This is a genomic window from Actinoplanes sp. NPDC049548 (assembly GCF_040676695.1).
Taxonomy (GTDB): Bacteria; Actinomycetota; Actinomycetes; order Mycobacteriales; family Micromonosporaceae; genus Actinoplanes.
The window spans coordinates 1-19653 of the sequence record NZ_JBFAPM010000001.1 but is presented as its reverse complement, the minus strand read 5'-3'; the positions used below and the strand labels follow the sequence as shown (position 1 = coordinate 19653).

The window sequence follows — 19653 nt, the reverse complement described above, 5'->3', positions numbered from 1 at the left end:
TCCTTTTATGAGGGGTTGGCGATGTCGGCGGGGATGATCCAGAAGAAGTCGCCGTCGGTGTCCACGTCGTAGAGCACGGCGACGGTGCCGGCGCGCAGGTCGTCGTTGCCGGCCTGACGGACCTGCACGATCGCGGACGAACCGTCGGGGGCGTGCACCTCGGCCTGACCGAAGGTGCGGGTCACCTTGCCGGTGCGCACGACGCAGGTCAGTCCGACGAAGTCGGCCCGCGACGGCTCGGCGCCGGCGGGCAGGAAGCGCTTGAGGAGCAGGACGGCCACCCGCGTGACGACCCAGGCGGCCACGACCGCGCCGACGAGCACGAGGGCGGCGGGCAGGGCGCCGAGCAGCTCCGCACCGGCCAGCGTCGCGAACCAGGCGAAGACGATGAGCAGCGAGAGCACCACGGACACGGGCACGCCGCCGAGCCCGAGGAAACCGAGGAAGCCGCCCTCGCCGCCGCCGTCGCCCTCGGGGTCGGCCCCGCCCACGACGACGACCAGCCAGTAGCCGATGACGACGATCAGCAGTGGGGTGAGAAGAACGGTGGGGAAGCTGAGCACAGCCTCGAAGAACCCACCCATGAATCAGCCCCGCCCCCGTTGACGCCACCGCGCGTCGTCGCCCTCTGTGGCGCATCGATCGCTGCGGTGATGTCGATGATGACAGGGCCGATCAAGGACGGCACTCCGCCGTCAGGACAGGATGCGGATCACCCTCAGTCGTCCGTCAGGGCGAGGGTGTCCGGCAGGTCGAGCAGGACCTCGCGCCGGTCCGGGTCGCGGGTCGCCTCCGCCTGGTCCTCGATGTAGTCGACGATCTCGTCGCGTTCGGCGTCGGACAGGTCGTCGAGGTTGGCCGCCAGGTCGTCGAGGAGAGTCGTCGCCGTCCGCGGGTCGATCTCGTCGTCGCTCGAGAGCTCGATCGACACCGCCAGGTCGATCAGCGCACGCACCAGGATCCGATTCACGCACGCAGCATAGACCTCACGCTCCGTCACGTGCAGTTTCCGCGGTGCCACGAAGCGCAGCGGACGTGGAACATCACGCTTAGTAGCAATCTCCTCGCCAGCCGAGAGGATGCATCAGCCGCCTGATCTCTCCGTACTGGTTGGGATTTCGGCCGTTTTGCGCTGCCTGAGATGTCTGACATGGGCCGATCGGGCAGACCGGGCCACCGCTCCGGCAACCGCTCTTGTTTCACGCTGCGTAGCGCCCTAATGTCCTAATACGTCCAGGGACGCGGCAAGCGTTACCCGGTCGACATGACAGACAGCGACGAAGGGAGAGCAACCGTGACGGCGTCCGACAGCTGGATCATCGTGGTCATCGGCTACGCGATCCTGCTCGCCTGGCCGGTCTCCACCCTCGGCCTCGTCAGCTTCGCCGTCCGCTACACGGCGTCGCGCCGCCAGGCCGTGGTCAGCAAGGCGCTGGAGCACGGCGACGGCACCCCCGAGCACTTCTGGATCATCGTCCCGGCCCTGAACGAAGAGGTCGTGGTCGGCAACACCGTCAACGCCGCGCTCACCCTGGGCGGCCACGGCGGCACGCTCGCCCGCGTCCTCGTCGTCGACGACGGCTCCGACGACCGCACCCCCGAGGTGCTCGCGGCGATCGACCACCCCCGGCTCACGGTCATGCGCCGCGAACTGCCGGAGGCGCGCAAGGGCAAGGGCGAGGCGCTCAACGCGGCGTACCGCTACATCGCCGAGCGCACCGCGGAGGCCGGCGTCAGCCCGGACAAGGTGGTCATCGGCATCATCGACGGCGACGGCCAGGGCAGCCGCAACATCCTGCTCGAGGTCTCCCGGATGATGCGCGACCCGCGCGTCGGCGCCGTGCAGGTGCAGGTCCGCATCCGCAACCGGCACAAGCTCCTCGGCGCGGTGCAGGACCTCGAGTTCGCCGCGATCGTGAACGCCTGCCAGAGCCTGCGCGACACCATCGACACCGTCGGGCTCGGCGGCAACGGCCAGTTCACCCGCCTCTCCGCGCTGCTGGCTCTCGGCGACGCGCCCTGGTCGGCGTGCCTGGTCGAGGACCTCGAGCTGGGCCTGCGCCTGCACCTCGACGGGATCAGCATCCGCTACACGTCACGGGCGTCGGTCACCCAGCAGGCCGTGGTCGACCTGCGCCGGCTCACCCGCCAGCGCACCCGCTGGGCGCAGGGCAACCTGCAGTGCGCCCGCTACCTGCGCCGGCTGGCCCGCTCGGAGCGGATCGGGGTCACCTCACTGCTCGAGATGTTCCACTACCTGGTCTCGCCCTGGCTCAACGCGCTGGTGACGGTCGCGCTGATCGCCGGTGTCTCCGCCGCCGTGGTGGGACTGCTGGCCGGCCACCCGGTGCCGTACCTGCGCACCTGGGGCGACCTGGCCTTCACAGGCGAAGTGTGGTTCGCGGTCACCTTCTTCCCCGGCTTCATCTGGGCGCTGGTGCACCGCTACCGGCTCCGCGACGAGGAGCTCTCCCGGCTGCTCACCGCGGCTCTCGCGTACCCGATCTTCCTGCTCCTCGGACTGGTCGCCACCTACCGCGCGATCGTCCGCCAGGCCCGCGGACAGCAGTCCTGGGCCAAGACCGAACGGCTCGCCGAGGAGCCGATCGCCGCACCACTGCCCCACCAAACCCCCACCCGCGTTCCCGTCCCCGTCTGAGGCTTCCCCCTCCTCGAAGTAAGGGCTCCCCCCAAATGTCACTGCCCGAAGTGCACCTGATCGGCGGCACCCGCCCCGAGGCCGTCAAGCTCGCCCCCGTCGTGCTCGCCATGCGCGAGGCCGGACTGCTCACCCCGGTCCTCGTGGCCAGCGGCCAGCACCCGACGATGGTCGGCCAGGCCCTCGCCGCCTTCGACCTGACGCCGGACGTCACCCTGCAGGTCGAGCGCGGCACCGGCACCCAGGCCGAGCTGCTCACCGAGATGATCCGTCAGCTCGACCAGCTCTGGGCCGACCGCACCCCGGCCGCCGTGATCGTGCAGGGCGACACCACCACGAGCCTCGCCGGCGCCCTGGCCGCCTTCTGGCGCCGCATCCCGGTGGTGCACCTCGAGGCCGGCCTGCGCTCCGGCGACCTCGACTCGCCCTTCCCCGAGGAGGCCAACCGCCGCCTGGTGGCCCAGATCGCCGCGCTGCACCTGGCCCCGACGCCGCTGGCCGCGATGAACCTGCTCGACGAGAACATCGACACCGGCGACGTCCTCATCGCCGGCAACACCGTCGTCGACGCCACCCTCGCCGTCGCCGGCCGCCGGCTGCCGTTCGAGAACCCGCAGGTCGCCGCCGCCCGGGCCGCCGCCGGAGACCGCCGCCTGGTGGTCGTCACCGCCCACCGGCGCGAGTCGTGGGGCGCGCCGCTCGACCGCATCCTGGCCGCAGTCCGCGAGCTCGTCAACCGGTACGCCGACATCGACGTGATCCTCCCGAGCCACCCCAACCCGGCGGTCCGCGCCCAGGTCGAGGCCGGGCTCGCCGGCCTCGAGCGGGTCACGATCACCGACCCGCTGCCGTACCCCGACCTGTCGCGCCTGCTGTCCGAGGCGTACCTGGTGCTCACCGACTCCGGCGGCATCCAGGAGGAGGCGCCCTCGTTCGGCGTGCCGGCCCTGGTGCTGCGCGACGTCACCGAGCGGGTCGAGTCGCTCGACGCCGGCTGCGCCAAGCTCGTCGGCTCCGACACCGAGCTGATCGTCACCGAGGCGGCCGCGCTGCTCGACAGCCGGGTCCGCCGGGACGCCATGACCGCGGGCGGCAACCCGTACGGCGACGGCCTCGCGGCCCGGCGTACCGCCCAGGCCACCGCGGCCCTGCTCGGCCTCGCCGAGGCTCCCGAAGCCATGCCTGCCCTCGACTCCACCGCCACTGCCACGTACGGAGCGTCCCTCTGATGCGCATCTTCAAGATCAGCCGCCGCGCTCTGGCCGCCGTCGGCGCCGCCTTCACCGCCACCGCCGTGCTCGGGGTCGGCGTCATCAACGCCAACGCCGCCGCAATCACCCCCACGGCGGTCACGACGACGATCGCCGCGAAGTCCGGCAAGGCCGCTCCCGGCGGTGGTACGGCGAAGACCCTGGTCCTGTACGACATCACCGGCCCGTACGGCTGGATGGGCGAGGTCTACGCCACCCAGGCCGCGAATCTCACCTCGCACTTCGGCTCCTGGACCGCCGCCCCGGTGGCGAGCTACAAGGCCAAGGACCTGGACGCGTACACCGCGGTGGTCTACCTCGGCTCGACCTACGACGAGCCGCTGCCGGCCGCGTTCCTCGACGACGTCGCCGCCACGAAGAAGCCGGTCACCTGGGTCTTCGACAACATCTGGCAGCTCACGTCCCGCGACGCGTCCTTCGCGGCGGCTCACGGCTTCACCAGCGGCACGTTCGACACCGCCGGGGTCGGCGAGGTGACCTACAAGGGCGCCTCGCTCACCCGCGACACGACCGACAAGTCCGGCATCATGAACCTGTCGATCACCGACGCGTCGAAGGTCAAGACCCTGGCTTCCGCCGTACGCCCGGACGGCTCGTCGTTCCCGTGGGCCGTGCAGTCCGGCAACTTCACGTACGTGGGTGAGATCCCGTTCGCGTACGTGACCCACGACGACCGCTACCTGGCCTTCGCCGACATGCTCTTCGACTCGCTGGGCGACACGGGCCTCTCCCGTGAGCGGCACCGCGGCCTGGCCCGCATCGAGGACGTCGGCCCCGACGCCGACCCGGCCGAGCTGCGCGCGATCGCCGACTACCTGTACGCCGAGAAGGTTCCGTTCAGCGTCGCCGTCTACCCCCGGTACCGCGACCCGAAGGGCGTGCAGAACAACGGCAAGGCCGAGGACTACACGCTGGTGCAGCGGCCGCAGGTCGTCTCGGCGCTCAAGTACATGCAGCAGCGCGGCGGCACGCTCCTCATGCACGGTTACACCCACCAGTTCGGCAGCGTCGCGAACCCGTACGACGGCATGAGCGCGAACGACTTCGAGTTCTACGCCGCGCACGTCGACGCGAAGGACAGCGTGATCTACGACGGACCGGTCGCCGGCGACTCGGCCGCCTGGGCCGCCAGCCGGATCACTTCGTCGGCCCTCACCTTCGCCCTCGCGGGCCTCGGTGTGCCGAGCACCTTCGAGTTCCCGCACTACGCCGGCAGCGCCGTCGACTACCAGACCGTGAACTCGATCATGGGCAAGCGCTACGACCGCGGCCTGTACTTCCCCGGCGTGCTCAGCGGCGGCAAGATCGACTACACCCGGCAGTTCGGCCAGTTCTTCCCCTACACCGTCCGCGACGTCTACGGCTCGGTGATCATCCCGGAGAACATCGGCAACGTGGAGCCGCTGCCCTTCAACAACCACCCGGCCCGGCTGCCCTCCGACCTGGTCGCCTCGGCGAAGCGCAACCTGGTGGTCCGCGACGGCGTGGCGAGCTTCTTCTACCACCCGTACCTCGGCACCGACTACCTGAAGCAGCTCGTCCCGGGGATCAAGGCGCAGGGCTACACGTTCGTGGCCGGCGACTCGATGCTCAACGGCTGATCGCGTACCGATCGCGGCCGCCGCCCCTCACGGGCGGCGGCCGCTCTCTCTGCTCTCTCCTCGAAGGGCACGCCATGGGAACCGCCGACCTGACCCTCTTCTACGCCTACTCCTGGATGACGCGGGACCGCGGGGCCGTCCGCCGCCTCATCGACCCCGGGGCCGAGATCGAGTGGAACCTCGACGCCCCGGTCGACGACGAGGAGCTGGTCCAGACCCTGCACCGCATCGCCGCCTTCGCCGACTCGATCTCCATCGCCTCGACGACCTGCGCGGACGACCGGGCGGCGCTGGTCTACGACTGCACGGCACCGTTCGGCAGCGTCCGGATCGCCGAGTTCCTCGCCGTCGCCGACGGCCGGATCACCGAGGTCCGCCAGGTGTACGACGTGGTCGCTTTGCGCCGTTTCTTCCCCGGCCTGCTCGAGGACTGAGTTTTTGTCAGAGGTCCCGCCTACGCTCCGGGCATGGCATACGACTTCCAGCTGACCGTCGACTGCGCAGATCCGCACCCCCTGGCCGCATGGTGGGCCGAGACGCTGGGGTGGCAGGTCGAGCCCGTCGACGAGGCCTTCATCAAGGACATGGTCGCCAAGGGGTATGCGACCGAGGACCAGACCGTCGTCTACGAGGGCCGCCTGGTCTGGCGGGTCGGCGCCGGCATCCGCCACCAGGAGGCGCTCCCGAGCGGCAAGCCCCGCCGGATGCTCTTCAACCTCGTGCCCGAACCCAAAACGGTCAAGAACCGCCTGCACATCGACATCTGGGTCGGAGCCGACCGCCGCGACCAGGTGCGCGACGAGCTTGTGGCCCGCGGCGCCACGTTCCTGTGGGCCGAGCAGCAGGGACCGCACTCCTGGTACACGATGGCCGACCCGGAGGGCAACGAGTTCTGCATCAGCTAGCCGCGATGGCCGCACAGTCGCCACGCCCAGTCGACGCCGTCCCATCAGGCAGCGCGGTCTGGCCGGGTGTCAGGTCTTCCGGCTCGGACGCAGGGCGTGACCCTGCCGCCGGCCCCCGTCACCATGCTGCTGGGCCCCCGCAGCACCGTCGGCCATCCCGGTAGCACTTCGGAGGCGCTTGCGTTCCTGGTCGGCCTCGGCGAGCCACGTGACCAGACGCCTTCCGTCGTCCTTCCCTGGCGTCGTGCTCGCGCCGTCGCCTCAGCCGGCAGGAGGATGGACCCGGTCGAGGAGGTCGAAAAGCCTCACCCAGTGACGCTTCTCGCCGGCCTCCTGATAGGCCGCCGTGTCCGACATCGTGAAGCCGTGCGGCGCTCCCTCGTACACCTCGGAGGTGTAGGTAACGCCGGCCTCGTCGAGGGCCGACTCGAGCCGACGGATCTGCTCGGCGGTCATGGAGGGGTCGTTGTCGGCGTGACCGACGTACAGCTCGCCGGTCACCGCGCCGACCCGCAGGTGAGGGCTGTCCGGCTGGTCGGTGACGAACCCACCGGCGTGGAAGCTGGCCGCGGCCTTGATCCGGTTCGGGTAGGCCACGGTCGCCAGGACCGCGTTCCGGCCGCCCATGCAGTAACCGGTCGCCACCACCGGACCCGCCGCGACCCGGTCCTGCGCGGCGAAGAAGTCCAGATATGCCCCGGCGTCACGGGTGATCATGTCGGGGCTCAGCCCCTTCACGAGCGGCATGACCTTGCCGAAGATCGCGTCGCGCCGCTCGGGGTCGCCGAGCTCGGCCGGGTCCACCAGCGGTGAGCGGCCGCCCCGGTAGAGCAGGTTCGGTGCGAGCACCGCGTATCCCCGCTCGGCGATCCGGTCGGCCATCTCGAAGATGCGCGGGCGCAGGCCGAAGGCATCGATGAAGAACAGTACGCCCGGGAACGGGCCGTCGCCGCCGGGCCGCACGAGGTACGCGTCCGCCACGCCGTCCTCGGTCGTGATGTCCACCGTGGTCTTGTCCATGGCCGAACCGTATCGCTGTTCACCCGCCGTGATCGCCACGACCCGCGTCGGGGACTTCAGACAGTCTTAAGGAAATTGGCAGAACACTTTAAGCCCTCGCGTTCCACGATCAACACCGTTCGTTCCCCCCGCGATCGGAGTCAGCAATGGCACGCAATCGTCTACGCCTGTCCATCTATGTGGGAGCGGCGCTGCTCGCCGTGGGCGGAGGCGCGGTCGCCGCGGTCGCGGCGACGGCCCCGACCACCAAGGCGTCCGGCGGCCTCACTGCGACGTTCACCAAGAACTCCGACTGGGGTACGGGCTACCAGGGCACCTACACGATCAAGAACACCGGCGGCAGCGCCGTGACGGGCTGGCAGCTGGCGTTCGGCCTGCCGTCGAGCGCGAAGCTCGGCAGCACGTGGGAGGCCACGGTCACCTCCGCGGGCGGGCTCAACACGGCGAAGGACAAGGGCTACAACGCGACCATCCCGGCCGGCGGCAGCACCGAGTTCGGGTTCATCGTGGCCGGCAAGGGCGACCCGACCAGCTGCACGATCAACGGCGCCTCCTGTGGCGGCGGCTCGGCACCCACAGCGCCCGGCACCAGGCCGACCACGCAGCCGACGACCCGGCCGACCACCACCGCCCCGACGAAGCCGACGACCGAGCCGACCAAGCCGACCACCGAGCCGACGAAGCCCCCGACCACCACCGCGCCCCCGCCGTCGAACGGGGGTGGCGGGAACGTGCTGGTGGCTCCGTACGTGGACATGGGTGTGCTCTCCAACGGCACGACGACCCTCGCCCAGCTGGCGACCAGCGGGAACGTGAAGTCGTACTCGCTGGCGTTCGTCACCGGCGCCGGCTGCAAGGCCAGCTGGTTCGGCGCGTTCGACCCGCGCAACAAGCAGTTCGGCGACCAGATCTCCGCGATCCGCGCCGCCGGCGGCGACGTCAAGGTGTCCTTCGGTGGCGCGACCGGCGTCGAGCTGGCCCAGGGCTGCAATGACGCCACGGCGCTGCAGGCCGAGTACCAGGCCGTCGTCTCGGCCTACAACCTGAAGTACATCGACCTGGACATCGAGGGCGCGGCCTCGGCCGACAGCGCCTCGATCGCCCGCCGCTCGACCGCGCTCGCCGCGCTGCAGAAGGCCAACCCGGGCCTCAAGATCTCGCTGACCCTGCCGGTGCTGCCCGAGGGCCTCACCGACGACGGCCTCAACGTCGTCAAGTCGGCCAAGAACGCGGGTGTCGACGTCGACCTGGTCAACATCATGGCGATGGACTACGGCCGCGCCGGCCAGGACTACGGCGACCTGGCCATCCAGGCCGTCAAGTCGACCAAGGACCAGATCAAGGCGATCTACGGCAACAGCGACGCGGCCGCGTTCAAGATGGTCGGCGTCACCCCGATGCTGGGCAAGAACGACGACAGCGGCACCTTCAACCAGAGCGACGCCCGCGACCTGGTCGCCTTCGCCAACAGCAACCACATCGGTTTCGTCTCCTTCTGGGAGGTCAACCGCGACAAGAACGCCTGCAACGGCGCGCTGTTCCAGTGCACGAACATCCCGCAGTCGGCGTTCGAGTTCAGCAAGATCTTCGCCGGCTTCCGCGGCTGAGAAAGAGTTCCGTCCCCAAGGAACCACCATCCCCACCAGCGCGGCGCCGGGAAGCACCCCTCCCGGCGCCGCGCGCCTGTGCGTTCACCGCTCCGGCATCAGGGGCGCTTAGGCGTCCGGCACGCAGGCGTTCGACGTTCGGCACGCAGGCGTTCGACGTTCGGCACGCAGGCGTTCGACGTTCGGCACGCAGGCGTTCGGCGTTCAGCGCGCAAGCAAACGGCGTTGGGCGTTCAGCGCGCGGGCGTCGGGGACCCGGGCGAACAGCGTTCGGCGTTCGGCGTTCGGCGCGCGGGCGTGGGGGACGCGGGCGAACGGCGTTCGGCGTTCGGCGCGCGGGCGTGGGGGACGCGGGCGAACGGCGTTCGGCGGATGGTCTAGCGGGCGAACCCTCGGCCGGTTTCCGCGAGCGACAGCTGCACCAGGTCGCCGAGCGACGACTCGTCCGGCGCCTCCAGCCACACGTGCAATGACACCCGCATGGCCGTCATGAAGGTCGCCGCCATCAGCCGGGCGCGGATCCCGTGCGGGTCCGGTTCGGTGCTGCGCGCGCTCACCGCCGCCGCCAGCTCCCGTTCCAGCGCGGCGAACGTGCTGACCTGCTGCGCCGCGAGCGCCGGTTTGGTGCGGAGCAGGCGTGACTGGGCGACCCACTGCGGGTCGAGCTCGCCCAGCTGCTCGTAGAACTCCCGCGCCGCCCGGGTGAGGGCGATCCACGGTGTCTCGTCGGCCGGGCGCGCGCGGACGATGCCGACCAGGGCGCTGATGCGCCGGTGGTCGCCGTGCAGCAGCGCCTCTTCCTTGTTGGCGAAGTAGTTGGAGAAGGTTCGGCGGGAGACGCCGGCCTCGTCCGCTATCGCCTCGACCGTGATCTTGTCGACGCCGTGGGCTATGGCGAGCCGGACTGCTGCCTCGTGGAGGGCTTGGCGGGTCGCCGCCTTCTTGCGTTCCCGCAGCCCGGGCTCGGGGACGCGGACCTCGGTGGTCATGGCGTCGAGCGTACCGAGACTGTGACTCAGTTCCCATTGAGAAAACTTGCGCAGTGGGCAACTTAGGCCGATAGTTGTATGCGGCAACCATTCCGAGGAGGTGGCTCATGGCCGACGACGTCGGTAGCGCGGCGCGCCGGGAGCTGCTCGCCCACCTGCGCGAGCTGCTCAAGGCCGTACGCCTGCTGAAGAACGAGATGTCCCTGCAGCATCCGGCCGTCCCCGCCGGCACGCTCAGCGTGCTGGCCTTGATCGACGCCGTGGCCGCGGAACCGGCCCACGGCTGCCACGTCAAGGACCTCGCCGCCCGCTCCTCGCTCGATCCCTCGACGGTGAGCCGCGCCGTCGCCGCCGTCGTCCGGGCCGGCCTGGTCGCCCGGGCCGCGGACCCGCATGACGGACGGGCCAGCGTGCTCGGCCTCACCGCCGCCGGCCGGCAGGCCCTGGGCGATGCCATGGCGTGGAGCGACAACCGCCTCGCCGCCGCCCTCGAGAACTGGAGCGTCGCAGACGTCTCCGTCTTCACAGCGCTGCTGCAGCGCTTCTCCGCAGACCTCATGTCCCACTACGAACAACCGCTGGAGGCCGCTCGATGAGCGCACCCACCACCACGCGCGCCGAACAGGGCGCGATGAGCCACCGCGAGATCATGGAGGCCCTGAGCGGCCTGCTGCTCGTGCTGTTCGTCGCGATGTCCAGCGCCACCATCGTCTCCACCGCGCTGCCGAAGATCATCGGTGCGCTGAACGGCAGCCAGACGCAGTACACGTGGGTCGTGACGGCGAGCCTGCTGACCGCCACCGCGACCACCCCGATCTGGGGCAAGCTCTCCGACCTGTACAGCAAGAAGGTGCTGGTCCAGGTCTCGATCGTCGTGTTCGTGCTCGGCTCGATCGTGGCCGGCTTCTCGCAGACCGCGGGGCAGCTGATCGCCGCCCGCGCCTTCCAGGGCATCGGGATGGGCGGCGTGCAGGCGCTCGTCCAGGTGGCGATCGCCGCGATGATCCCGCCGCGGGAGCGCGGGCGCTACAACGGCTACCTCGGCGGCGTGCTGGCCCTGGCCACGGTCGGCGGCCCGCTGCTGGGTGGCGTCATCGTCGACACCTCGTGGCTGGGCTGGCGCTGGTGCTTCTTCATCGGTGCGCCGGTGGCCGTGATCGCCCTGGTCGTCCTGCAGCGCACCCTGCACCTGCCGGTCATCCGCCGGGAGAACGTGAAGATCGACTACGCCGGTGCGGCGCTGATCGCCGCCGGTGTGAGCGTCCTGCTGATCTGGGTGTCGTTCGTGGGCAACTCGTTCGACTGGGTCTCCTGGCAGACGTTCGCCATGGTCGGGGCCGGCCTCGTCCTGCTCGCGTGCGCGGTCTGGGTCGAGTCCCGCGCCGCCGAGCCGGTCGTGCCGCTGCAGATCGTGAAGCAGCGCACCACCGCCCTGGCGATCCTGGCCAGCCTCGCGGTCGGCATGGCGATGTTCGGCGGCTCGGTCTTCCTCGGTCAGTACTTCCAGGTCGGCCGCGGCTACAGCCCGACCGAGGCGGGTCTGCTCACCATCCCGCTGATGGCCGGCGTACTGGTCTCCTCGACGATCTCCGGCCGGCTCATCACCAGGTCCGGACGGATCAAGCCGTACATCGTCGCGGGCACGATCGTGCTCGTCGCCGGCTTCGCCGCGCTGTCGGTCATGGACCACGAGACGCCGCTCTGGTACATCGGCGTCGGCATGGCGCTGGTCGGCATCGGCGTCGGCATGTCGATGCAGAACCTCGTGCTGGCCGTGCAGAACACGGTCGCGCTGCGGGACATCGGCGCGGCGAGCTCGACCATCGCGTTCTTCCGCTCCCTCGGCGGCACGATCGGCGTCTCGGTCCTCGGCGCGGTCCTCGCCCACCGGGTCACCGACTCGATCACCTCGCAGCTCGCCGCGGCAGGCGTGCCGACCGGCGGCGGTGGCGGCAAGACGAGCAGCCTCAACCTGGCCGAGCTGCCGCCCGCGGTCCAGCACATCGTCCGGGCCGCTTACGGCGACGCGACCGGGCACATCTTCCTGATCTCGGCCGGCATCGCGGTGGTGGGCGTCATCGCCGCCCTGCTGTTCAAGCAGATCACCCTGCGGTCGACGATCGATCTGGGCAAGGCGGCCCCGGCGGCGAAGCCCGTTCCCGTCGAGGCTGGCAGCAAGGTCGAGGCCGGCAGCAAGTAGGTCATTGGGCAGAGGCGGCGCCCGGGTCGACCACCCGGGCGCCGCTTCTCGTCCCAGGGTCAGGCCGCGACGGCCGCCTCGGCCACCTGGTCGGACGTCGGGCGCAGGCGCGGCGCGCCGATCGCGGTGAGCAGGTTGACCGCCGCGAACACCGCCGCGAACAGCAGCCCCCGCTCGAAGCCGCCCACCAGCGCCTCCTGCGGCTGCGAACCTCCGATGACCAGGCTCTCCACGTGCGAGGTGGCCAGCGTGGTGATCACCGCAAGGCCGAGCGCGCCGCCGACCTGGTAGCCGGCGTTGACCACCCCGGAGGCTGCGCCGGCCTGGTCGTGGCGGACGTCGGCCACCGCGGCGATCGAGGCCGGGGTGCCGACCGCGATGATGCCGATGCCGAAGAGCACGATGCCGGGCAGGATCGTGAGGGCGTACGAGCCGGTCGCGTCGGCCCGGGAGAGCAACAGCAGGCCGACGATGCTGAGCGCCGCGCCGCCGAACTGCACCGGCTTCGTGCCGAACCGGGTCACCAGCTGCGACGCCACGATCGCGCTGGCGATGGCCGCGATGCCCATCGGCAGGAACTGCAGGCCCGTCTCCAGCGCCGTCAGGCCGCGGACCTGCTGCAGGAAGATCGCGGTCAGGAAGAACATGCCGAGGAAGGCGGCGCCGTTGAGCGCCAGCGCCAGGACCGACGTGGTCAGGCCGCGGGAACGGAAGAGGCCCAGGGGTACGAGCGGAGCGGCGGAGCGGGCTTCCACGCGTACGAACAGCGCCAGGAGCACCGCACCGCCCGTGAGCAGGGCGACGACCTGGACCGACGACCAGCCCTCCGGTTCGGCCCGGATGACGCCGAGGACGATGGCCAGCAGGCCGGCCGTGCTGAGCAGTGCACCGGCGACGTCGAACGTGCGGCGTCCCGTGGTCGTGACCCGGCTCTCGGCGACGAACATCGGCACCAGCAGCGCCAGGACGGCGGCGATCGGCACGTTGACCAGGAACACCCAGCGCCAGCTGAGCGAGTCGACGAGCAGGCCGCCGGCGATCACGCCGAGGGTGCCGCCCAGCCCCGCGAGGCCGCCCCAGACCCCCATCGCGATGTTGCGCTGCCGGCCGTGCGCGAACGTCACGGTCAGGATCGCGAACGCGGCCGGGGACATGAGCGCGCCGCCGAGGCCCTGCACCGCACGCATGATCACCAGTTGCTCGGGGTTCTGCGCGAGCCCCGCGGCCAGTGACGTCACGCCGAACAGCAGCAGGCCCGCCACGAACAACCGGCGGCGGCCGAGCAGGTCGGCCACCCGCCCGCCGAGGAGGAGGAAACCTCCGAAGAGCAGGGTGTACGCGCTGACGACCCACTGCAGCCCCGAGGCGCTGAACCCCAGGTCCTGCTGTATGTCGGGCAGCGCCACGTTCACGATCGTCACGTCGAGCACGACCATGAACTGGGCGACCGCCAGCACGGCCAGGGTCGACCAAGGATTGCGTTGCACCGGTCCCACCTCCAGGCGAGCGCCGCCCTATGCGGCGTACATGTACTACGTATATGTACGCCGTAGAGGAGCGTCAAGGGGTGTGACGGAGATCAGTCCCGGCGCAGGCCGCGGACGCCCTGCACGAGCAGGTCCAGGTTCAGCGCGAAGTAGTCGTCCTCGTCGCGGCAGGCGGGCAGGAACGGCGCCGCGGCGATGACGTTCGGATACCGTTCCGGCGACAGCGCCCCGAGCATCGCCTTCTTCTGCCGGAGCATCTCCTCGCGCGCCTCACCGGCCAGCATCGGGCCGGGCGACGGGTCGGCGGCGACCAGCGTGATCACGGAGCACATCAGGAAGGTGCCCACCTCCGCGGCGCGAGCCGGCCCGAAACCCGCCTCGCGCAGCAGCCCCAGGACCCGCTCGGCGAGCCGGAGCCCGGGCTCCGCCACGAGGATGCGGCGCAGGGCGAGCACCGCCGTCGCCGGGTGCGGCCGGATGGCGGTCAGAAACGCCTGCAGGATCTCGCGAAGCTGGCCGTCCCAGGGCGAGCCGCCCGGCTCCGGAAGCCGGACCGATGCCACGAGATGCTCGGCCAGGCCGTCGAGAAGGCTGTCCTTGTCGTTGAAGTGCCAGTACATGGCCATCGGCGTGACGCCGTTCTCCTGCGCCAGCCGCCGGATCGTCACGGCCTCCAGGCCCTCCGCGTCGGCGAGGGTCATCGCACAGTCGATGATGACGTCCCGGCTCAGACGCACGCTCCGCTTGACCATCCCTCAACTGTACGACGTACATGGTGTGCGACTTCGAACGGCGGCGACCTGGATCACGGGTGCGACGCTGGGATCGGATGTTCACTCAGGGCTAACCTTCGGAACACGTACCGCAGTTGTTCTTCAGCGGGGGCGAGAGGTGTCGATCAACCACGGTGAACGGAGAGGGGTGGGCCGGATGGGTGGGCGCGAGCACGACGCGGAGCGACTGTCGGCTGCCCTGACCAAGCTCGAGGACCAGTACGCCTGGGACGCCGACGCGACCTATGAGGCCGCGCTGGCCTGCGAGAGCGTCGCGTGCCGGCTCGGCGACGAACGGCTGCTGACCCGCGCCCGGCTCGTCCAGGCCAACATGCTGATGCGCAAGGGCGAGGTCGCCGCGGCCGCGCAGCGCATCTGGAAGATCCACCACTGGGCCAGCGAGCACGGCGACACACTGGTGCAGGCGCGGACGCACCTCGTCTGGGCCAACATTCACCGCCACCTCGGCGACGCCGCCCAGTCCCTCGAACACTCCGTGCTCGCCGTCGAGCTGCTCGACGGCACCGCCACCGACCACATGCAGGTGTGGCACCGCGCGAAGCTCGCCGACGCGCTCGGCGCCGCGGGCTCCATGGAGGACGCCCGGCAGCGCTACGCCCAGGCCGAGGAGCTCGCCGTCCAGCTCGGCCTGCCCGAGCTGCACATGGGGATGCTCAACAACTACGCGTACACCGAGTACGCCGCCGGTGAGAACGCCCGGGCCGAGGCGGTCGCCCGCCGGCTGCAGGACGTCGCGGACCGGCACGGATTCGCCCTTCAGCCCGCGGTGCTCGACACCATCGGTGCGATCGAGATCGAGAACGGTAACTACCGCCAGGCCGAGGAGACGCTGCAGGAGGCCGTCCGCCGTTATCACCAGGGCGGCTACGAGGACGCCGACGCGCTGGCCGAGTACATGCTGACCCTGGCCCGTGCCCAGCGCTTCCTGCAGGCCACCGACCGGGCCCAGCTCAGCCTGGACGCCTCCCGGGAGCTCTGCGAGGAGCGAGGGCTCGGCGACGTGCTCGTCCGCGTCCACCAGGAGCAGGCCGAGCTGCATGCCGCCCGTGGCGAGTTCGCCGAGGCTTTCGCCGTACACAAGGTCTTCTTCGCCGCCCACAATGCGCTGCACTCGTCGCAGCGGGAGGCACAGGCCCGCACCCGGCAGGCGATGTTCGAGACGACCGAGGCCCGGCAGGAGGCCGAGCGGTTCCGCGAGCAGGCTCGCCGCGACCCGCTGACCGGCCTGCGCAACCGGCGCTACCTCGACGAGGAGCTGCCCGGCCTGGTCGGCTGCGGCGCCGCGTTGACCGTGGCGATCGTGGACCTCGACCACTTCAAGCGCGTCAACGACCAACTGTCGCACGACGTCGGCGACCAGGTGCTCGTGCTCGTGGCCAAGCTACTGGAGACGGAGCTGGCGGCGGTCGCGCCGGACGGGTTCGTGGCCCGGATGGGCGGCGAGGAGTTCCTCATCGCCATGCCGGGCACCACCGCTTCCGTGGCGGCCGCCCAGCTCGACGGCATCCGCCAGGCGATCCGGTCCTACGACTGGACCTCCCTCACCCACGGCCTGCCCATCACCGTCAGCATCGGCGTGGCGGACCTGCGCGACTCGCCCGCCCCGTCCCAGTCGGCCCTGATGTCCACAGCGGACCGCAACCTCTACGTCGCCAAGCACGCGGGACGGGACCGGGTCGTATCGGGCAAGCCTCGCGACGGCCGGGCCCGGTCCTACCGCGACGGTGCCAACGCGGCCTGACCGGCACAGCGCAGCGCCGGCGATTCCTTGGAGCGACAGGGCTGAATTCGATCATCTTCTGGGGCTAGGCTGGCCGGTACGGATCTCGCCGCCCGACGGACGGGATCCGCTCGGCCTCGGCGTGGCCGGGACGTCCTGGCCCGTGACGGCCGGGATCACCCGGCGCTCGGTGGCCCGGGGCACCTCGGTCCCGGCCGCTCGTGGCCGGGTAGCGGTCCGGCCTGGACGGCCGGAAGTCTCGGCCAGGGGTGGCCCGATCAGGAGGCGGTCGACGTGACGCAGGGCAGTGCGGAATCGGCATCGGCCGAGGTGGCACCACCGGGGGTCAATCCCAACGTGCCGCACTCAGCGCGCATCTACGACTACTGGCTGGGCGGCAAGGACAACTTCGCGGTCGACCGGGCGGTCGGCGAGGCGATGATTAAGGCCATCCCGGGCATGCGCTACATGGCCGGCGAGAACCGCAAGTTCGTCCACCGCGCGGCCCGCGACCTGGTCGCGAAGGAAGGCATCCGGCAGTTCCTCGACATCGGTACGGGCATCCCGACCCGCCCCAACCTGCACGAGATCGCCCAGCAGATCGCCCCGGAGACCCGGGTGGTCTACGTGGACAACGACCCGATCGTGCTGGTCCACGCCCGGGCCCTGATGGTCAGCAGCGAGCAGGGCCGCTCCGAGTACATCGAGGCGGACATCCGCCGGCCGGAGGCGATCCTCGACGAGCCGGTCCTGCAGGAGACCCTGGACCTGACGAAGCCGGTCGGCCTCACGCTGATCGCCATCCTCATGTTGCTGGCCGACGAGGACGACCCGTGGGACATGGTGGCCCGCTACCGGGATGCCATGCCGTCGGGAAGCATCATGGCGATCACCCACCCCACGGCCGACTTCAACCCGGACGAGGTGAACCAGGCGGTCGCCGCGGCGCGGGGCGCCGGGATGACCTTCCAGGACCGGGGCAAGGAGGAGGTCGCCCGCTTCTTCGGCGACTGGGAGCTGCTGGAGCCGGGGTTGGTGCCCGTGTCGGCGTGGCGACCCGACCAGCCGGTCGACGATCCCGAGGCGGCCTATTACTGGGCCGGGGTCGCCCGCAAGCCCTGAACCGCCCTCGTGGGGGCGATCGCGCCGGGTCGACTTCCCCATCGGGCAGAGTCGGCCGGGGATTCCGGCCGGCCGAGCGATCCGGCACGGGGGAACCGGACCGCCCGGCCGGGGTCCGGGCAACGCGCCCGGCGCGCGACGCGCCCCGGCGCGGAGCGACACCTCGCTGATGCCGCTCGACCTTGTCACGGCCGCAAGCGGGGACGTCTGCGGACGGGCGGTTTCGGCAGCCGGCGGGCGCGGACCAGCACCTGACGGCTCCTGCCCGCCACGCCGGTCCGCCGGTCGATCACCGTGCCCTCCACCTCGAACCAGGTGTCGCCCTCGTACGGGATCGGCGTGGTCCACTCGACCCGGAGCAGCCGCAGCATCAACGGGCCGTTGCCGTAGCAGTAGTCGTGTTCCTCGAAGACGTGCACCGGCCAGCGAGCGATGCTCTGCTGGAGGCGTCCGTCCCGGATGACCGGCGACGCGAGGGACCAGGCCCGCCGGGCAGCCATTTCGTGGCGGCGCCGGCGGGCACAGTGGACGTGTTCAGTGACTCGCGTGGGAATCACCGCCGTCGTCCAGGATCGGGTCCGAGGGGTGCTTCGCTTCGTTCCGGGTCAATGCGTAGCGGACTCCACCGAACCGGTGCGACACTGTCGTGGCCCGGGTCGTGGCTGCTTCCATCCCGTCGGGTAGCCGTTCGTCGCGGTAGACGAGGGCCGGGTTGCCGCGCCTCGGGATGTCCGTGCCGTCGTGCTCGGTGGGGTCGAACGGTTCGGGGCCGATGTTCGGTACCGACATGTGCTTCTCCTCCCGCTCGGGCGCTCCCGCCAGAGAGCCCCGCGTCGAGGGCCGCAGCGGCCGTTCCGCGACTGACCCGTCACTCAAAGATGTCACCCTCCGTGACCCACTTTGTTGGGGGTACGTGCGTTATCATGCTCACTATCATGTGAGAACGCAAGGCCAAATGCACGTGCATCTGCACAGCAGGTAGCCGGCGTGACACACATCGCCGGTCCCGGGACCGGTCTCACCGTTAGGGAGCCTAGGAATGACGCACATTTTCAACGGCATGCCCGCCGGGCAGCTGCAGGGTGTGACCTGGCGAAAGAGCGGCCGGAGCAACCCCAGCGGCAACTGCGTCGAGTGCGCCGCGCTGCCGGACGGGAGCGTCGCGATGCGGAACTCCCGCGACCCGCAGGGCCCGGCGCTGATCTACACGCCGGCGGAGATCGAGGCCTTCCTCGGAGGGGTTCGCGACGGAGACTTCGACCACCTGCTCGGGTGAACCGTCTCCGCACCCACGGATGACACTCGGGAGCATTAGCTACCCAACGTAATCGAACCGCGACCCGAGCCGGTCGGTGCGGCGGTCAGCCGAGCCGGCCGACCTCGTGCAGAAGCTTGCCGAGGATGTCCTGGGTGTGGTTCGGCGGCTCGGCGTCGATGCACACGCGCTCCATGGCGATCGCGTAGTGGTCGACGTCGTCCCGCTTGTCCAAGTAGATGGCGCTGGTGAGCTGCTCGACGTACACCACGTCGGGCAGCTCCGGCTCCGGGAACCGCAGGATCGCGAACGGGCCGCCCGCCGCGGCGTGACCGCCGGCGTGGAACGGGATGATCTGCAGGCGGATGTTGGGGCGCTTCGACGCCTCGATGAGCGCCTCGATCTGACCGCGCATCACGTCCGCGCCACCGATGGGGCGGCGCAGCACGGCCTCGTCGATGACCGCCCACAGCTGCGGCGGATCCGGCCGTTCCAGCAGCTGCTGGCGCTGCCGGCGCAGCTCCACGCGGCGGTCGATCTCGTCGCCGGTGGCGCCGGCATGACCGAGCATGATCACGGCGCGGGCGTACTCCGGCGTCTGCAGCAGGCCCGGAACGAACTGGATCTCGTACGTCCGGATCAGCGACGCGGCCGCCTCGAGGCCCAGGTAGGACTGGAACCAGGACGGCATGATGTCGCCGAAGTGGTGCCACCAACCGGGGTTGTTCGCCTGCCGGGCCAGGCTCAGCAGCGCCTCGCGTTCGACGGGATCGCCGACGCCGTACATGCTGAGCAGGTCGGCGACGTCGCGCTCCTTGAAGCTGACCCGGCCGAGCTCCATGCGGCTGATCTTCGAGCCGGAGGCGCGGATCTCGTAGCCGGCGTCCTCACGGGTGATGCCCTTGCCCTCGCGGAGGCGGCGGAGCTGTGCGCCCAGGAGGATGCGCAGCACGGTGGGGCCGCTGTTCGGCGCCTCCTCCTGCGTACCCGTGCTCACCTGGCTCCTCGTCCGATTCGTCCCTC

Annotated in this window: 20 protein-coding genes; 11 read left to right on the top strand and 9 right to left on the bottom strand. The window is 70.5% G+C overall.

Going from position 1 to position 19653, the window contains the following annotated elements:
- Window positions 1-5: 5 nt before the first annotated feature.
- Together AB0J80_RS00100 and AB0J80_RS00095 are read right to left on the bottom strand one after the other, a co-directional pair.
- A complete protein-coding gene (locus AB0J80_RS00100) occupies window positions 6-584 on the bottom strand; it encodes a hypothetical protein (RefSeq protein WP_364698624.1) in 579 nt (192 codons plus the stop codon).
- Between the two features lie 134 nt (window positions 585-718).
- On the bottom strand, window positions 719-970 hold the full coding sequence (locus tag AB0J80_RS00095; RefSeq protein WP_364698622.1) for a hypothetical protein: 252 nt from the start codon (window positions 968-970) through the stop codon (window positions 719-721).
- Window positions 971-1294: 324 nt separating this feature from the next.
- Between AB0J80_RS00095 and AB0J80_RS00090 the strand changes: the two genes are divergently transcribed.
- From AB0J80_RS00090 to AB0J80_RS00070, 5 genes are all read left to right on the top strand, one after another.
- Entirely contained in the window at window positions 1295-2659 is a 1365-nt protein-coding gene (locus tag AB0J80_RS00090; RefSeq protein WP_364698620.1) for a glycosyltransferase family 2 protein, read from the top strand.
- Between the two features lie 35 nt (window positions 2660-2694).
- Complete coding sequence (gene wecB, locus AB0J80_RS00085; protein WP_364698618.1) at window positions 2695-3888, top strand: UDP-N-acetylglucosamine 2-epimerase (non-hydrolyzing); 1194 nt, start codon at window positions 2695-2697, stop codon at window positions 3886-3888.
- Entirely contained in the window at window positions 3888-5531 is a 1644-nt protein-coding gene (locus AB0J80_RS00080) for a polysaccharide deacetylase family protein (protein WP_364698616.1), read from the top strand. Before wecB ends, AB0J80_RS00080 begins: the two co-directional genes overlap by 1 nt.
- 74 nt (window positions 5532-5605) lie before the next feature.
- Window positions 5606-5965: a hypothetical protein gene (locus AB0J80_RS00075; protein ID WP_364698614.1), complete on the top strand. Its 360-nt coding sequence runs from the start codon at window positions 5606-5608 to the stop codon at window positions 5963-5965.
- 33 nt (window positions 5966-5998) lie between these two features.
- Window positions 5999-6436, top strand: coding sequence for a VOC family protein (locus AB0J80_RS00070; RefSeq protein WP_364698612.1), 438 nt, complete (start codon window positions 5999-6001; stop codon window positions 6434-6436).
- A 261-nt stretch (window positions 6437-6697) separates the two neighbouring features.
- Here the strand turns inward: AB0J80_RS00070 and AB0J80_RS00065 are convergent, their stop codons facing one another.
- Entirely contained in the window at window positions 6698-7456 is a 759-nt protein-coding gene (locus AB0J80_RS00065) for a dienelactone hydrolase family protein (RefSeq protein WP_364698610.1), read from the bottom strand.
- A gap of 146 nt (window positions 7457-7602) precedes the next feature.
- Here AB0J80_RS00065 and AB0J80_RS00060 point away from each other — a divergent pair, with 146 nt between their 5' ends.
- The gene (locus tag AB0J80_RS00060; protein WP_364698609.1) at window positions 7603-9063 is read left to right on the top strand and encodes a cellulose binding domain-containing protein; all 1461 of its coding nucleotides are present in this window, start codon (window positions 7603-7605) and stop codon (window positions 9061-9063) included.
- A 377-nt stretch (window positions 9064-9440) separates the two neighbouring features.
- On the opposite strand, the gene AB0J80_RS00055 is transcribed toward AB0J80_RS00060, so the two are convergent.
- Window positions 9441-10052: a helix-turn-helix domain-containing protein gene (locus AB0J80_RS00055; protein ID WP_364698607.1), complete on the bottom strand. Its 612-nt coding sequence runs from the start codon at window positions 10050-10052 to the stop codon at window positions 9441-9443.
- A 107-nt stretch (window positions 10053-10159) separates the two neighbouring features.
- Between AB0J80_RS00055 and AB0J80_RS00050 the strand changes: the two genes are divergently transcribed.
- Both AB0J80_RS00050 and AB0J80_RS00045 read left to right on the top strand, forming a co-directional pair.
- On the top strand, window positions 10160-10648 hold the full coding sequence (locus tag AB0J80_RS00050) for a MarR family winged helix-turn-helix transcriptional regulator (RefSeq protein ID WP_364698605.1): 489 nt from the start codon (window positions 10160-10162) through the stop codon (window positions 10646-10648).
- On the top strand, window positions 10645-12252 hold the full coding sequence (locus tag AB0J80_RS00045; protein WP_364698603.1) for an MDR family MFS transporter: 1608 nt from the start codon (window positions 10645-10647) through the stop codon (window positions 12250-12252). Before AB0J80_RS00050 ends, AB0J80_RS00045 begins: the two co-directional genes overlap by 4 nt.
- A 59-nt stretch (window positions 12253-12311) precedes the next feature.
- On the opposite strand, the gene AB0J80_RS00040 is transcribed toward AB0J80_RS00045, so the two are convergent.
- Window positions 12312-13739 carry an MFS transporter gene (locus tag AB0J80_RS00040; protein ID WP_364698601.1) on the bottom strand — a complete coding sequence of 476 codons (1428 nt, stop codon included), beginning with the start codon at window positions 13737-13739 and terminating at the stop codon, window positions 12312-12314.
- Window positions 13740-13831: 92 nt separating this feature from the next.
- Complete coding sequence (locus AB0J80_RS00035) at window positions 13832-14491, bottom strand: TetR/AcrR family transcriptional regulator C-terminal domain-containing protein (RefSeq protein WP_364698599.1); 660 nt, start codon at window positions 14489-14491, stop codon at window positions 13832-13834.
- A 178-nt stretch (window positions 14492-14669) separates the two neighbouring features.
- Between AB0J80_RS00035 and AB0J80_RS00030 the strand changes: the two genes are divergently transcribed.
- Window positions 14670-16274, top strand: coding sequence for a diguanylate cyclase (locus AB0J80_RS00030; RefSeq protein ID WP_364698597.1), 1605 nt, complete (start codon window positions 14670-14672; stop codon window positions 16272-16274).
- A 309-nt stretch (window positions 16275-16583) separates the two neighbouring features.
- Complete coding sequence (locus AB0J80_RS00025) at window positions 16584-17375, top strand: SAM-dependent methyltransferase (protein WP_364700103.1); 792 nt, start codon at window positions 16584-16586, stop codon at window positions 17373-17375.
- Between the two features lie 185 nt (window positions 17376-17560).
- Here the strand turns inward: AB0J80_RS00025 and AB0J80_RS00020 are convergent, their stop codons facing one another.
- Both AB0J80_RS00020 and AB0J80_RS00015 read right to left on the bottom strand, forming a co-directional pair.
- Window positions 17561-17875: a hypothetical protein gene (locus tag AB0J80_RS00020; RefSeq protein WP_364698595.1), complete on the bottom strand. Its 315-nt coding sequence runs from the start codon at window positions 17873-17875 to the stop codon at window positions 17561-17563.
- Between the two features lie 34 nt (window positions 17876-17909).
- A complete protein-coding gene (locus AB0J80_RS00015) occupies window positions 17910-18164 on the bottom strand; it encodes a hypothetical protein (RefSeq protein WP_364698593.1) in 255 nt (84 codons plus the stop codon).
- A gap of 250 nt (window positions 18165-18414) precedes the next feature.
- On the opposite strand from AB0J80_RS00015, the gene AB0J80_RS00010 reads away from it, so the two are divergent.
- Complete coding sequence (locus AB0J80_RS00010) at window positions 18415-18651, top strand: DUF397 domain-containing protein (protein ID WP_364698591.1); 237 nt, start codon at window positions 18415-18417, stop codon at window positions 18649-18651.
- 85 nt (window positions 18652-18736) lie between these two features.
- Here AB0J80_RS00010 and AB0J80_RS00005 read toward each other — a convergent pair whose 3' ends face one another.
- Window positions 18737-19627, bottom strand: coding sequence for a helix-turn-helix transcriptional regulator (locus AB0J80_RS00005; protein ID WP_364698589.1), 891 nt, complete (start codon window positions 19625-19627; stop codon window positions 18737-18739).
- Window positions 19628-19653 lie beyond the last annotated feature (26 nt).